The organism is Kerstersia similis (genome assembly GCF_965139615.1).
Taxonomy (GTDB): domain Bacteria; phylum Pseudomonadota; class Gammaproteobacteria; order Burkholderiales; family Burkholderiaceae_B; genus Kerstersia; species Kerstersia similis.
The window spans coordinates 121,915-136,334 of record NZ_CBCSIQ010000008.1; the positions used below are offsets into that span (position 1 = coordinate 121,915).

Genomic DNA, 14,420 nt, shown 5'->3' on the forward strand with positions numbered 1-14,420 from the left:
GGGCATGCTGTCCTGATTATGCGGCCAATGCCTGCTGCGCTCAAACACATGTGCTGTCCCATCCGCGCCAACCACAGTCAGAGATTGCCGGGGACGCCGAAACTGGGGGCGGCCCGAGGATCCCGTGCCCGGGTTAGGTAGTCTTGTAACTGCGGGGCATAGACCGTCCAGGCAGCGGCCAGTGCCGCAATGGGATCGTCTTCGACCCAGTCCATGCGCAGGTCTATCATGGGCCAGCTGACTTCCCCGTACACCAGCAGCCCGGCGGAGTGCACCGGGCCTTCCTCGCCGCCGGCCTGTTCGCCTGCAATCAGCGCCTGCATCAGGCGTTCCGCCAGGCTGCCCTGGGTGTGCTCGAAGGCGGCCAGCATGGCTTGCGGCACATCCCGCGTAGCCAGCATGTTGCCGGCGCAGGCAGCGTCCTGGCCGATGGCGCTGGAAAGCGTACCCAGGGCGGCGGCACCGGTGAAGATGACGGCAGAATGATGCGCGTCGATGGCCATGAGCTGCCGGTACTCGATGAACGCTTCGCCCTGCAAGGCGTTGACAGCGGCCTGCGGCGTGTGTCCCTGGGCCATCAGGTCGAGCAGCATGGGCCCCAGTTTCGGGTCTGTGATGCATTGACTGACAGCTGCCCCCACGCCCTGACGGGCGCGAATGCAACGTGATGCGACGGCGGGCGAAGATGACGCGACGGCGGCGCCGAACTGGCCGCTTGCCGGGCAACGCGCGATGATGGAAAAGGTCATGTCGCAGGCTCCTGGGCAGGGTCAGTCCGGGATGACGGCAGTGGCGTCGATTTCAACCAGCCACTCCGGGCGGGCCAGGGCAGAGACGACAATGCCGGTGGAGACCGGATGCACCCCTTTGAGCCAGCTGCCTACCACGCGATAGACCTCTTCACGATAGCGCGGGTCGATCAGGTAGATCGTGATCTTGCAGATGTCTTCAAGCTCACCGCCAGCTTCCTTCAGCAGCATGTCGATGTTGGCCATGGCCTGTTCCGCCTGGCCCTTGGCGTCGCCAATGCATACGCTTGCGGAGGTATCCAGGTTCTGGCCGATTTGCCCGCGCAGAAACACGGTGCGGCCACGTGCGACGACGGCCTGGCACAGGTCGTTATCCAGTTTCTGTTCGGGATACGTGTCTTTGGTGTTGAAGGTGCGGATGCGGGTGTGTTTCATGGTGGCAAGGGTTCCGGGTGATGGATCATGGCCTGTCAGGGCCGTTCTCGGATGTCATCCTCGGCCAAATCCCCGACCTTGCCCATTTGTCTTTTCCGGCCCGGTGTGTCGGATTTTCCGATAGTTCGCCATGGCGCCGGATGCACTGTTTCCGTGCATTTGCACCGTGATAGGCCAGGTCGATGCACCACGAAAAATCCTCAGGAATTGCGAGCCACCCATAAGGAAAAGGCGACTTGGCGGGCACCCTCGGTATCTCCGATCATTTTTCCACGCAGACCTTGCCTGGCCTTGCTTGCAGGTGGCGCCCAAGGGGCCGCCGCTTCATCGCCGCCAGGCAGGAAATGGCGCCACGCGTGCCTGGGTCGGCTTCTGCGTTCAGGCCGGTATTCATTGCCACCCGCCTTGCTTGCGGTTTTGTTCCGAGACAGTTCAACCTACTGAAAGAGGTTTTCAATGATTCAGAAATACATGACGGCCGGCGTTCTGGCCGGTGCGCTTTTTTCTTCCGTGGCTTGGGCTCAGGAACCATTGGTAGTGAGTACCTGGGGCGGCAGTTTCCGTGACCTGATTGATGAAAACATCGGCAAGCAGTTCACGCGTGAAACCGGTGTGCCGGTTGAATACATCACGGGCGGCACCATTGACCGCTTGAACAAGGCCAAGCTGGCATCCAAGCCGGAAAGCGATATTACGTTCACGACCTCGCACATCGGTTGGCTGTATGCGGATGCGGATCTGTTCGAGCCGCTCGATACCAGCAAGATTGCCAACTACGATCACCTGGTCGAGCAGGCCAGGATCAGCCCTTACCATCTCGGCAGCTGGGCCTATGTCTATACCATCGGCTACCGTCCGGATCTGGTGCCGGACGATGTCACCTTCAGCAGCTGGGAAGATCTCTGGAGCCCGGCGCTCAAGGGCAAGATCGCTTCGCCCGATTTCGATCCCAGCCACATCATCGCCGTGTCCGCCAAGCTCTCTGGCGCCGACGCGGCCGATTGGGAAAAGGGCCAGGAGAAACTCAAGGCGCTCAAGCCCAATTTCAAGGCGTTCTACACCAACGACGCTAACAGCCAGCAGCTGATTGCATCCGGAGAAACGCCAGTGCAGGTGCTGCTGTCGATGAACGCCTACCACATGATCAATCAGGGCGTGCCCATCAAGGTAGCCATGCCCAAGGAGGGCGCGGTGCTGGGGGTGGATGCCATGGGCATCATGAAGGGTTCCGACAAGGAAGACCTGGCCTACAAATTCATGAGCATTGCACTGTCGCCCGAAGTCCAGGCGAAGATCGTGGCCGCGAAGAAGGCCAGCCCCGTCGTGGATAACGCCCAGGTGTCTGCCGAGGATGCTGCCTTGCCCGGCGTCTTTACGACCAAGGACCAGTGGGATACGCAGACCATTGTGATCGACAACAAGTTGCGCGCTGAAAAAACGGCGGAATGGCGCAAGTGGTTCACTGAAAACATCATGAACTGATTGTTGGCAGCGCATTCAACGGCGCGGAAGTCAGAGATGGACATCGCTTGACTGCCGCGCCGGTTTTTCCTCTTCTAGACAGAGCACCCTAGCTATGAACACGCTATCCGGACTCAGGGCATGGCTGGTATCCCCCGCAGTGCTTGTTGCACTGGGCATTTGCGCCGCATTGGCCGCTGTCTTCCAGTTCAGTTTGCGAACCTTCATTCCTGGTTCCCTGGATGTGGGCGGGCTGACATTCGCCAACTTCACCGACCTGGACAAGCCGATCTATCTCAGCGCGTTCCTGAACACTTTTCTGCTGAGCCTCGAAACGACGGTGCTGACGCTGCTGGTGGCCTACCCCCTGGCCTATGCGCTGGTGCGTGTGCGCCATCGGGGCCTGAAGGCATTCATTCTGATCGCTTCGATCACGCCGCTGTTCCTGGGGGAGATCGTGCGCACGTACTCCTGGCTGATCGTGCTGGGCAATACGGGATTCATCAATACCCTGTTGCGGCAGTTGGGCCTGATAGACGGACCTTTGCAGCTGATGTTCACCCACCTGGGTGTCCTGATTGCGCTGGTGCACGTAACCATTCCCGTCGTCGTCCTGATGCTGGCAACGGCCATTTCGCATATCGACCGGGCCTATGAAAAGGCGGCGCAAAGCCTGGGCGCCGGTCCGGTGCGCACCTTCCTGACCGTTACCTTGCCCTTGTCCATGCCGGGCATTCTGGCCAGTATCACCACGGCATTTGCCTGGACTTTCAGCGCGTTCGCCACCCCGCAGATGATAGGCGGTGGCCGGGTGCCCACGGTTTCGACCCTGGTATATCAACTGGGCTTCTCGTCCATGAATTTCCCCCTGGCGGCCAGTCTCAGCATTGCGGGCCTGGTACTGACGGTCGTGTCGCTGATGCTGCTGGGCATATTGACCCGCCGGCTCAAGAAAATTGGAGGCCATTGAAATGTGCATGCGTTCCGCCTTGCCTTTGCCGCTGCGCGTGGCCGGCCCCGTGACAGTGGCCTTGATTCTTGCCTTTGTACTGATGCCTGTCTTGGTGGTGAGCATTGCTGCCTTCAATGAGCGCGCCATTCTGACGTTCCCGCCCCAGTCCTGGTCGTGGAAATGGTTTGCGCGTGTTTTTACCTACCCGGACTTCCAGCATGGCTTCAAATCCAGCCTGATCGTGACGGCCTGGGCCTCATCGCTGGCACTGGTCATCGGCACCGCGCTGGCCATCGCCGTCAAGCGACTGGAGTTCTGGGGCAAGGCTGCGCTGCAAAGCGTGCTGCTGTCGCCCTTGGTCATTCCCCATTTCACCTTGGGGCTGGGCTTGTTGATTCTGGTGGCGCAGTTCCAGGTGGAGCGTGGCTTTGCCCTGGTGATTCTGTGCCATGTCATGCTGGTTTTGCCGTTCGTGTTGCGCAGTGTCTATGTGTCGCTGGAGAACATGGACGAACGTCTGGAGCAGGCGGCTGCCAGCCTGGGTGCGACGCCCGTGAAAGTGCTTTTCACCGTCACGCTGCCCTTGCTGGCCCCTGGGCTGTTTGGCGGCTGGCTGTTTGCCGCCATCATGTCGTTCAATGAATTCACCGCATCCTTGTTTGTCACGACGCAGGTCACTCAGACGCTGCCGGTTTCCATGTACAACTATGTACGAGAGTATGCCGACCCGACCCTGGCGGCATTGTCCGTGGTCTATATCGTGGTGACAGCCGGGGCTCTGGTGATTGCCAACCGTTTCCTGGGTTTGGGCAAGGTGCTCAATATCGAAGAGGGGCACTGACTCGCAGACGGCTGCTGACGCAGCAGACTTGGGACGACAGCCCGGCTGTGCTGGATGGCACAGCCGGGCTGTCTTCGCATTCAGCGACCGAGGGCGTGCGGCTGTTTCCTGGAAGCGTCCGCCAGGCCCAGGCAGAGGTGTTGAGGTCTCCGAGCGGGGCTCTGGTCTTGGCATCCCTCATGCACACCCGGTGCAGAGATGCCTATCCTGGGCAAGCCGCCGAGCCAGGGCGCACTGTTCCCGCAGGCGGGATGGTTTCAGGCCTGCGGGAACAGTGCGTTCCGTGGAGCGGCAAGTGGGCGAGGCGGCGAGCCTGGCCGTGAGCGTCAGTATCCGCGTGCGGGCGTGACCTGGTGCGCGGGTGTTTCGCCCCGGCTGGCCCGGATAATGTTCTGGGCGATTTGCGCTGCGGCGGAGGAAGGGATCGCGACCGATGCCAGATGCGGGGTGATGAGCACATTGTCCAGCAGCCATAAGGGGTCGCTGGCTGGCAGGGGTTCGTGTTCGAAGACATCCAGTGTGGCCGAGCCGATATGCCCCGATTGCAGCAGTTCGGTCATGGCGGCCTGGTCGATCAGTGCGCCTCGGGCCACATTGATGAGCGCTGCGCCGTGCGGCAGCTTCAGGAGTTTTTGACGGTTCAGCAGGCCGCGGGTCTCGGGCGTGAGCGGCAGCATGACCACCAGAATATCCGCTTGCGACAGGACGGTTTCCAGCGTGTCCGGGCCGGCATGGCAACGCACGCCGGCAATGTCTCGTGGTGTGCGTGACCAGCCGCTGACGGCAAACCCCTGCCGTTGCAGTTCCCCGGCAGCCTGAGCGCCCAGTTCCCCCAGCCCGAGCACGCTGACTCGGATTTCCTCGGGTGAACGAGGGTGGCGGTAGGCCCATTTGCCCTGGCGTTGGGCCTGTTCGAAGTAGGGAATGTCACGGGCGTGTCGCAGTACCGCAAACAGTACGTAGCCGGCCATCATTTGCGCCATGCGCGGATCGCTGAGCCGGGTGATGGGAACGCCGTCAGGCAAATCCCGCCGTCCTGTCAGCGCATCCACGCCAGCGCCCAGATTGATGATCAGGCGCAGGTTGCGCATCGGGTCGAAGAAACCTTCGGGCGGCTTCCAGGCCAGGACATAGTGGATATCCGCCGGGTCCCGGATCTCACTGGCATGCACGATGTCCAGCATGGGTAATTGCGCCTGCAAGGCAGCCTTCCAGACCTTGAAATCGTCGAACTCGCTGTAGAAGGCCAGGGTGCCCAGGGCGGGCTGGGGCGGTCGAGGGGGCGTCATGGCGTTTGCGTCTCGGGCGTGTCGATCAGCCGGGACATGGCTTCGATGGCCATTTCATAGCCGTTGCCGCCCAGGCCGGCAATGACGCCGTCGGCAGCCTTGGAAATGTAGGAATGATGGCGAAACGGTTCACGGCGCCAGATATTGCTCATGTGGACTTCGATGATGCGTCCGGGAAAGGCCAGCAGCGCATCGAGAATGGGTATCGAACTGTAGGTCAGGCCCGCGGCATTGATGATGATGCCTGCGGCGGTGCCGCGGGCCTCCTGGATCCAGTCAACCAGTTGGCCTTCGTAGTTTGATTGCACGAAGCGCAAGTCCAGTTGCAAGGCGGCGGCCTTGGCTTCACAGCGTTGTTGCAGGACCGGGAAGCTGTCGTTGCCATACACCTTGCTGGCGTCCAGTCCATAGAGATTGGCATTGGGGCCGTTGAGGAACCAGACCCGTTTGTGGGGAAGATCAGGGGGTGTCATGGCGAAGATCATGCCTCATGGGGGGCGGTGAGCTGCATGGCAGGCAAGGCCATGAAGGCGGTAAACCAGCGTGTCAGCTGCGGGTGCTCGCTGCGCCAGTCGATTTCGGGAAAACGGAAATCCAGGTAGCCCAGCCCGCAGCCTATGGTGATTTCTCCTATGCTCGGCGTGCTCACCGCCAGGGCGGGGGCCAGGGATTCCAGGGCCTGCAAGCCGGCCTGTACCTTGCCCAGTTGCGCGGTACGCCAGGCGGCGGATTGTTCACTTGCGCTCCTGGCGGTGGACTCATAGCGTGCCAGCAGGGCAGCATCCAGCAAACCGTCACCCAGGGCCTGCCAGGTCAGCGTGCGCCAGCGTTCCGGGGCGGCAGGGAACAGATGGGTGTCGTGGGCGCGGGCGGCCAGGTACTCGCAAATGACGCGGCTGTCGTAGAGGGCCAGGCCGTCCGGCAGGATAAGCGTGGGAACCTTGGCCAGGGGGTTATGGGCGGCGATGCGCGGGTCGCGGCGGATGGGGTGGGCCGCGCTGTCGAGCAGCGCGATATGATCGACAAGATCAAGCAGGTGAGCGCACACCATGACCTTGCGAACGAAGGGGGAGGTGGGGGCGTAGAGCAGTTGCAGCATGGTTCTGGCCTGTGAGGAATGAAGGGGGCTGCGGCCTGGCTGGCTCGGCTCAGGGGCGCAGCACGATCTTGCCGAATACCTCGCCGTTTTCCAGCAGGGTGTGGGCGGCGCCGGCCTGGGCCAGCGGCAAGATGGTGTGCACGCGTGGCCGGACAGCTCCTTTGGCAAGCAGGGGCAGCACATGCGTTGTGATCGCTCGTGCCATGCGGGCTTTTTCCTCGTGGCTCTGAGGGCGCATGGTGGACGAATGCAGGCTCAATTGTTTTTGCATCAGCGTCAGCAGTTCAAGCGTTACCGCTGAACCCTGCATGAATGACAGGCTGATATGCCTGCCGCCGAAGGCCATGGCCTGGAGATTGCGGCGAATGTAGTCGCCGCCGACCATGTCCAGCACGACATCCACGCCGCGCCCCTGGGTGAAATCCAGGCAGCCCTGAACAAAATCTTCGTTGCGATAGCAGAGCGCCAGGTCGGCTCCCATATCGACCAGCGCTGTCCGGCGCTCCGGTTGTCCGACGGTGGTGATCACGCTGGCGCCTGTGGCTTTTGCCATGCTGATGGCCAGGCTGCCGATGCCGCCTGCGCCGCCGTGGATCAGCGCCGTCTGGCCCATTTGCAGGCCACCGAGCTCAAACAGGTTATGCCATACGGTGAACAGGCCTTCAGGCAGCGCGCCCGCCGCATCGTGGCTGATGCCATCCGGCACCGGCAGGCAATGCGCCAGCGTCGCCACGCACCAGGGCGCATAGCCGCCACCGGGCAGCAGGGCCATCAGGCGCTGGCCCATCCAGGCGGCAGGCACGCCTGCGCCGCAGGCCACGACTTCGCCGCAGGCTTCCAGGCCGAGAATATCTGTGACACCCGGCGCCGGGCTGGCCTTGCCTTCGCGTTGCATGATGTCGGGCCGGTTGACGCCGGCGGCCAGTACGCGCAGCAGCACCTGACCGGCGCCAGGAGCGGGAACCGGGCGTTCGGCCAGGGCCAGGACAGTGGCGTCGCCAGGTTCACGGGCAATGATGGCCTGCATGGTGGCAGGAAGCCGTTCAGGCATGTCGGTCGGCATGTCGGTCACTCGGGGGGATGATGCTGTTCAGGGGCGGAAGACGCTGATGCCGTCGTCCGGCATCGCCAGCCCGACGACGGAACTGACGGGCCACTGCTTCATTGCGGATAGCCCAGGGCTGCGCACCATGATCCGCTGGCGGCCGGCGACGGCAATGTCCACATCTATATAGGAATTGATGTGGTCGCCCTGGAACACGTGGTTGACGACCGTACCGCTCAAGACGGAATTGGCATGCAGTTCTTCCAGCTGGATCTGTTCTGGACGCACATAGATATCCAGGCGGCCGCCGTCATGTTCGCCGCCGACCAGCCGGTTGCGTGGCACATGTAGGAGCCCGGTGCCCAGGCGCAGATGGATGCCTTTGGCATCCTCGCCATGGTAGTGTGCGGGCAGGACGTTGACATCACCCAGGAACGAGGCCACGAAGGTGTCCTGCGGGTCGCGGTACAGGGCGTCTGGCGTGGCGATCTGGCGGATTTCCCCAGCTGACATGACGGCTACGCGATCGGACATGCTCAAGGCTTCGCCCTGGTCATGGGTGACGAACACTGTCGTGACACCAAGCTGCCGCTGAATGTCGCGGATTTCTACCTGCATGGAGCCACGCAGGCTTTTATCAAGGGCGGAAAAAGGCTCATCGAGCAGCAGTACCGAAGGGCGGATGACCAGAGCGCGCGCGAGCGCGACACGTTGCTGCTGTCCGCCGGAAAGCTCCTTGGGCTTGCGCTGTCCGAGGCCGTCGAGCTTGACCATGGCCATGGCTTCCTGAACGCGTTGCTGGATCTCGCCTGCCGCGATGCCACGCATCTTCAGCCCGTAGCCAATATTGCGTTCCACCGTCATATGCGGGAAAAGCGCGTAGTTCTGGAACACGATGCCGATGTTGCGCTGGTGGGGCGGCAGATTCGTCACCAATTGCCCGTCAATGAAGATTTCACCGTTATCGGCTTCGGCGAAGCCGGCGATCAGGTTGAGCAAGGTGGTTTTGCCGCAGCCGGAGGGACCCAACAGCGTCAGGAACTCTCCGCGCTGGATCTTCAGGGTCAGGTCTTTCAGCACTGTCTGATCGCGGTACTTCTTGGCCACGCGCTCGAGACTGACAGCGGCCTGGTCAGGCCGGGAGGGGCTTTGCTGGGTGGTGGAAGAATCGCTTGGGCTCATGGTATCGGTATCGTGCGGACTGATCATTGCTGGGATTGAGCGCAACGTTCCTGCTTCGCCAGTCAGGCGCGCCAACGGCATCCTGAAGTGCAGGCCAGTGCGGGAACGCTCAATGAACGGTGAGTCAAGCTTACGTCAAAGCCCTTTTTTCACCTCTTTGTCGATTCCGATGCCGCCCCTCAGAAAAACGAAATTTCACGCCGGTGCGCTCGATGCCGGTTGCGCCACGGTGCTCGGGCGGGTGCTTTGATTTTTCCTAAGCCTCGCGTCCGAAAATCGAAGTTCTCAAACGCCTGGAGTTTTTGCACACTCGGTTCCCATGCATGAACACATGTGGCTTCCCCATGCGATTTCATTGCTGCAGATCGCTGATGGGTTTCCTTGCGGACATCCACATCGAGCCAATACAGACTAGCTTCAATCGAGGGAAAAAATGGCCGTGGAAAAATTCGATACGGTAGTTGTCGGTGCCGGTCAGGCAGGCATCGCCATGAGTGAGCACTTGCGTGATCAAGGCATCTCGCATGTGGTGCTGGAGCGCCAGCGGATCGCCGAGCGCTGGCGCTCCGAGCGCTGGGATTCGCTGGTCGCTAACGGACCGGCCTGGCATGACCGCTTCCCCAATATGAAATTCGAAGATGTCGGCCCCGATGTGTTTCCGCCCAAGGAGCGCATGGCACGCTACTTCGAGGATTACGCCCGGATGATCGAGGCACCGGTTCGTACGGGGGTGGCCGTGACATCCGTGGTACCCAACGAAGGCCGTCCGGGCTTTACCATCACGACGTCCGAAGGCGTGATGGAAGCCAACAATGTGGTGGCGGCGACCGGGCCGTTCCAGGTGCCCAGCTTTCCGACGATCGTCCCGGAGAGCGCCGGCATCCAGCAGATTCATTCCTCGCACTACAAGAATCCGGCGCAGCTGGCCGAGGGGGCCGTGCTGGTGGTCGGCGGCGGCGCCTCAGGCTCCCAGATTGCTGAGGAACTGAACAAGGCGGGCAGGAAGGTGTACCTTTCGATAGGCGAACATTACCGTCCGCCGCGTGCTTACCGCGAACGCGATTATTGCTGGTGGCTGGGCCCGCTGGGCATGTGGGACGAGGTGGGCAAGCAGAAGAAAAAGCATGTGGCCTTTGCCGTCAGTGGCTACGACGGCGGCAAAACCATGGACTTCCGCCGCCTGGCACATGATGGCATCACCCTCGTCGGCGTGACGGACCATTTCGACAATGGCGTCATTCATTTCTCGGATGATTTGGCCCGCAATATCGCGCAGGGCGACGCCGACTATTACGAAGTGCTGCGCGAGGCCGATGCCTTCGTGGCGCGCACCGGACTGGACTTGCCGCCGGAGCCGCAAGCCTGGGAGCCGTTGCCCGATCCTGATTGCATTAAGCATCCCATACTCAAGCTGAACCTGGCTGAGGCCGGCATCTCCGCTATCGTTTGGGCCACGGGCTTCAAGTTTGATTACAGCTGGCTGCAAGTAAACGCTTTTGATGAAAACGGCGCTCCCTTGCACAAGCGCGGTATTTCCGCCGAAGCGGGGATCTACTTCCTGGGGCTGCCGAACCAGACCAACCGTTCGTCCTCCTTTATCTGGGGAGTCTGGCACGACGCCCGTTTCATCGCAGACCACATTGCGATCCAGCGCAATTATCTGGCTTACCGGAAGGGAGCCGCCTGAGGGCGGGAACGGCCGGCGCATGTCAGGCGCCGCGGGCGGCGAATCTGCCCGCTCGCGGTGCCTGGCGGCTGTACGGACCGGGCAGTCTCATTCAGGCAGGACGGGTTCAACATGACCATGCTTCAGAAAATTACCTGCATTGAAGACTTGCGCGTGCTGGCACGTAAGCGTGTGCCGCGCATGTTCTACGATTATGTGGATACAGGTTCCTACACGGAATCCACCTATCGTGCCAACGAAGCGGATTTCCAGCAGATCAAGTTCCGTCAGCGAGTGGCGGTGGATATGTCGGGCCGTTCGACCCGCACGCGCATGCTGGGGCAGGAGGTGGCCATGCCGGTGGCGTTGGCGCCAGTAGGCCTGACCGGCATGCAGCATGCCGATGGGGAAATCCTGGCTGCACGGGCCGCACGGGATTTTGGCGTTCCGTTCACCTTGTCCACCATGAGTATCTGTTCTCTGGAGGAAGTTGCAGCCGAGACTAAGGGCCATCCGTTCTGGTTCCAGCTCTATGTGATGAGGGATCGCGATTTCGTGGCCAGTCTGATCGACAGAGCCAAGGCGGCAAACTGCAGCGCGCTGGTGTTGACGATGGATCTGCAGATGTTCGGCCAGCGCCACAAGGACATCAAGAACGGCTTGTCCACGCCGCCCCGGCCTACCTTGGCCAATCTGCTCAACCTGGCGACCAAGCCTTATTGGTGCCGCAACATGCTGAAAACGCGGCGGCGGACATTTGGCAATATCGTCGGCCATGCCCAGGGGGTGTCAGATATGCGCGACCTGGCCGCCTGGACGCTGGAGCAGTTCGACCCGACCCTGAATTGGCAGGATGTGGCGTGGATCAAGAACCGCTGGGGAGGCAAGCTGATACTGAAAGGAATCATGGATGCGGAGGATGCCCGGTTGGCAGCAGAAAGTGGCGCGGATGCGCTGGTCGTGAGTAACCACGGGGGTAGGCAGCTGGACGGCGCACCATCCACCATCAGCACCTTGCCTGGCATTGTCGAGGCGGTTGGGCAGGATATCGACGTATGGCTCGATAGCGGCATCCGTAGCGGCCAGGACATTCTCAAGGCTTGGGCACTAGGGGCAAAAGGAACCTTGATTGGCCGCAGTTTCGCCTATGGCCTTGGTGCATATGGCCAGGCAGGCGTGCGCCGAGCCCTGGAAATCCTGCAGAAAGAGTTGGAAACCAGCATGGCGTTTTGCGGCCATACACGACTGGAAACGGTAGGGCGGAATATTTTGCTGAAATAGGCAAGAGCGCTGCTCAATAAGCCTGGCTATTCACCATTCTGATCGTATTGCAATCGCAGGCAGATGAATCGGATGGGCCGGTATTATGAATGGATGGTGCTGGCTATCAGTGTTTCGAGTCGATGTTGAGCCATGGGGTGCAAGTATCCAGCCAATTTGCATTCGGCATGAAAACGTTCTGAGACAGCATTTTCTGGGAAGCGGCTGAACCAGGAAATGCCGACGTTTTCCGCAATCAGTGCAAGTCATGGCGGATGTTTCTGGGGAAGTAGGCGGAATCCCCGCCGCAACATATGGCAATCGGCTTGGGCCACACAGGCTCGCTTCCCGACCCACCCGAACGCAGGGACGCCGGTGCGGGATGGCAGGCGGCCGCGCCGCTATCGGCGAGGTCTTGCACCTGGTGCATTGCGCCAGCAGCCAGCATGGTGTTTGACCATGCGTCCCGCGAATTATCTACTGCGAGCGACTGCGGTGATTTTTGACTGCGGTGATCAGGCTTGTGGTGTGCAGGGATTTCGGGTCGAAAGAGTTTTGATCTCTGGCTTGGCAGATGTTCGGCAGGGAAACGAGTGCCGATTAAGGCGAATGTCTCGGTGCGAATCCTTGTCTTGCAATAAAAAATAATTGCCTGGCAATCTATTTCTTGCATTCAGTTTCGGCGTGGGAGTGCATTTTCTGTCGAGTGCTGCGGGAATTGAATGGAATGAATGGCGCGTTCATCCTGAATGTCGGATGCCGTGTTGTCCATGCAATAGGGAATGGCGATATATTCCTATTTGAAATGATGGCTTGGTAACAGGAAATTCTGACAGTGAGGCAATGGCGGATTGAATGATTGTCCATGAATCGTGCCGGAGGTGATGCATGACATTTCCACGGAACGGTTCAGTCGGTGTTCAATCCGGATGCGGCATCGGTGGTTCGGGTTCGCTGCCAGAGCAGCGTGAGGCCTGGCGGTTCCGCGAGTGTGAACGCGGGCACCTCCCCTGATGGTGATCACTGCGTCGCTGGCTGAAATGGGTGGCCAGGGGCGAGGCATCGGTGAGGCACAGGGCTTCAGGCGGTATTTTTATTTATTTAACGCTAATAAATATTTACCTAACTGCTGCCAGGCAGTCAGGATAGGTCAGGCACATGTCCGATGGCGGGATGCCTGATGCGCGAATCGGACGTATTTGATAATTCTTCTTTTTTGCAGCTCTATTGATCTAAATCAAGCGGCCCGATGCGCTTGGCAAGATTATTTTGTTATTGCAAAAAGATTGGTGCTTCGTGGTTTTCCCTGAGAATGATTGTGAATCTCTGATGAAAATTGCGGTTATCATTTCTTGACTGGAAGAAAACAACGTTTAGCGCGCAAACTGCTAGTTTGGCTGGTGTTTGAAATAAACACTTACGCTTTGTCAGTTGAGATAAGTTATAGTGGTAACTGTCTGAAACCCAGAGGCCGAACATGATTTACGAAGTAACAGAGATTCATATCCATCCTGGCCAGCAGAGTGATTTCGAAGCTGCGATCAAGCACGGTGCAGACACCATCATCGCCCATTCCAAGGGGTTTCTGGGATACCAGGTACGGCGTGCAATAGAGACGCCGGAAATCTATCAGTTGCAAATCAAATGGGAAACGCTGGATGACCACATGGTGGGTTTCCGGCAGTCCCCGGCGTTTCCTGCGTGGCGCGCCATCATCAGCCCCTTCTTCGCTGCGGCACCGACGACGGTGCATGTCGAGGAAGTCTGCCACGGCTGACATCCTCTACGGTTCGGATGACGGGGGGGCGGTTCCAGGCGAACCCGCACCCGCACCGTGCCGCTCAAGTATCCGGCCTGGCGGCCGCAGTAGAGTATTACGCGTAATTACTTATAGTTTTTTTGCGCAGTCTGGCCGGATCATCCGTCTGTCTGTCATAAAGCGACTACCCATATGTATTCCATGTGGGGGTTTTTTTACGTGTGTCCATCAGGAGCGCACAAGTGTTCCATAGATGGAATACGGGCGAATCAGGTTGGGTGTTTTTGTCGTTTTGTCATCTTGGTACGCCATCATGGCGAAGTTTTTATTGATTGTTTTCAAGTAATGAAGGTGCCCTTGCCCCTCAGGGATTGGCAAGTTTTCCGGTGCCTGGCTTTTGGCTATTCAGCAACGCAGGAGAATCACAGAATGTTGACGCAGATTATTATGGCGGCCCTGGGGCCTATTGTTGTCGGGGGCGCCGTCGGTTGGCTGTCAGGTAAATATGGCTTCATTAAGCGGGATTATTCGCAGGCATTCGCTGATTTTGTCGTAAAAATTGGGCCTGTCAGAGATTTCGTGTTTAAGGCATAACATGCACTCAAGGAGTGATTATGCCTCGCAAGACAAAGACCCCACTGCCGGTATTGCCGGTTATTCCAGCCGAACTGCTTGAACAGTT

Annotated in this window: 14 protein-coding genes; 7 read left to right on the forward strand and 7 right to left on the reverse strand. The window is 59.8% G+C overall.

Annotated features, from left to right (window positions below; all coding sequences use genetic code 11):
- Window positions 1–77: 77 nt before the first annotated feature.
- Together ACNA1V_RS07360 and ACNA1V_RS07365 are read right to left on the reverse strand one after the other, a co-directional pair.
- Complete coding sequence (locus ACNA1V_RS07360) at window positions 78–749, reverse strand: DUF1028 domain-containing protein (RefSeq protein WP_415832938.1); 672 nt, start codon at window positions 747–749, stop codon at window positions 78–80.
- 21 nt (window positions 750–770) lie between these two features.
- Window positions 771–1,184, reverse strand: a complete 414-nt coding sequence (locus ACNA1V_RS07365) for a RidA family protein (protein WP_415832939.1) — start codon at window positions 1,182–1,184, stop codon at window positions 771–773.
- Window positions 1,185–1,640: 456 nt separating this feature from the next.
- Here ACNA1V_RS07365 and ACNA1V_RS07370 point away from each other — a divergent pair, with 456 nt between their 5' ends.
- The 3 genes from ACNA1V_RS07370 (at window position 1,641) to ACNA1V_RS07380 (ending at window position 4,438) form a co-directional block, all read left to right on the forward strand.
- Window positions 1,641–2,666 (forward strand): ABC transporter substrate-binding protein, encoded by a 1,026-nt coding sequence (locus ACNA1V_RS07370; protein ID WP_415832940.1) that lies wholly within the window; start codon window positions 1,641–1,643, stop codon window positions 2,664–2,666.
- Window positions 2,667–2,760: 94 nt separating this feature from the next.
- Window positions 2,761–3,615, forward strand: coding sequence for an ABC transporter permease (locus ACNA1V_RS07375; protein WP_415832941.1), 855 nt, complete (start codon window positions 2,761–2,763; stop codon window positions 3,613–3,615).
- A gap of 1 nt (window position 3,616) precedes the next feature.
- A complete protein-coding gene (locus tag ACNA1V_RS07380) occupies window positions 3,617–4,438 on the forward strand; it encodes an ABC transporter permease (RefSeq protein ID WP_415832942.1) in 822 nt (273 codons plus the stop codon).
- 326 nt (window positions 4,439–4,764) lie between these two features.
- On the opposite strand, the gene ACNA1V_RS07385 is transcribed toward ACNA1V_RS07380, so the two are convergent.
- From ACNA1V_RS07385 to ACNA1V_RS07405, 5 genes are read right to left on the reverse strand one after another with little or no spacing between them, the layout of a single operon-like run.
- Window positions 4,765–5,727, reverse strand: a complete 963-nt coding sequence (locus tag ACNA1V_RS07385) for a 2-hydroxyacid dehydrogenase (RefSeq protein WP_415832943.1) — start codon at window positions 5,725–5,727, stop codon at window positions 4,765–4,767.
- Window positions 5,724–6,200: a type II 3-dehydroquinate dehydratase gene (locus ACNA1V_RS07390; RefSeq protein WP_415832944.1), complete on the reverse strand. Its 477-nt coding sequence runs from the start codon at window positions 6,198–6,200 to the stop codon at window positions 5,724–5,726. Before ACNA1V_RS07390 ends, ACNA1V_RS07385 begins: the two co-directional genes overlap by 4 nt.
- An 8-nt stretch (window positions 6,201–6,208) precedes the next feature.
- A complete protein-coding gene (locus tag ACNA1V_RS07395) occupies window positions 6,209–6,826 on the reverse strand; it encodes a glutathione S-transferase family protein (protein ID WP_415832945.1) in 618 nt (205 codons plus the stop codon).
- A 49-nt stretch (window positions 6,827–6,875) separates the two neighbouring features.
- Window positions 6,876–7,877, reverse strand: a complete 1,002-nt coding sequence (locus ACNA1V_RS07400) for an NAD(P)H-quinone oxidoreductase (RefSeq protein WP_415832946.1) — start codon at window positions 7,875–7,877, stop codon at window positions 6,876–6,878.
- Between the two features lie 39 nt (window positions 7,878–7,916).
- Complete coding sequence (locus tag ACNA1V_RS07405; RefSeq protein ID WP_415832947.1) at window positions 7,917–9,053, reverse strand: ABC transporter ATP-binding protein; 1,137 nt, start codon at window positions 9,051–9,053, stop codon at window positions 7,917–7,919.
- A 433-nt stretch (window positions 9,054–9,486) separates the two neighbouring features.
- On the opposite strand from ACNA1V_RS07405, the gene ACNA1V_RS07410 reads away from it, so the two are divergent.
- The 4 genes from ACNA1V_RS07410 (at window position 9,487) to ACNA1V_RS07425 (ending at window position 14,332) form a co-directional block, all read left to right on the forward strand.
- Window positions 9,487–10,740, forward strand: a complete 1,254-nt coding sequence (locus tag ACNA1V_RS07410) for a flavin-containing monooxygenase (protein ID WP_415832948.1) — start codon at window positions 9,487–9,489, stop codon at window positions 10,738–10,740.
- 111 nt (window positions 10,741–10,851) lie between these two features.
- On the forward strand, window positions 10,852–12,000 hold the full coding sequence (locus ACNA1V_RS07415; RefSeq protein ID WP_415832949.1) for an alpha-hydroxy acid oxidase: 1,149 nt from the start codon (window positions 10,852–10,854) through the stop codon (window positions 11,998–12,000).
- Between the two features lie 1,456 nt (window positions 12,001–13,456).
- On the forward strand, window positions 13,457–13,756 hold the full coding sequence (locus ACNA1V_RS07420; protein ID WP_415832950.1) for an antibiotic biosynthesis monooxygenase family protein: 300 nt from the start codon (window positions 13,457–13,459) through the stop codon (window positions 13,754–13,756).
- Between the two features lie 411 nt (window positions 13,757–14,167).
- Entirely contained in the window at window positions 14,168–14,332 is a 165-nt protein-coding gene (locus ACNA1V_RS07425) for a hypothetical protein (protein ID WP_415832951.1), read from the forward strand.
- Window positions 14,333–14,420 lie beyond the last annotated feature (88 nt).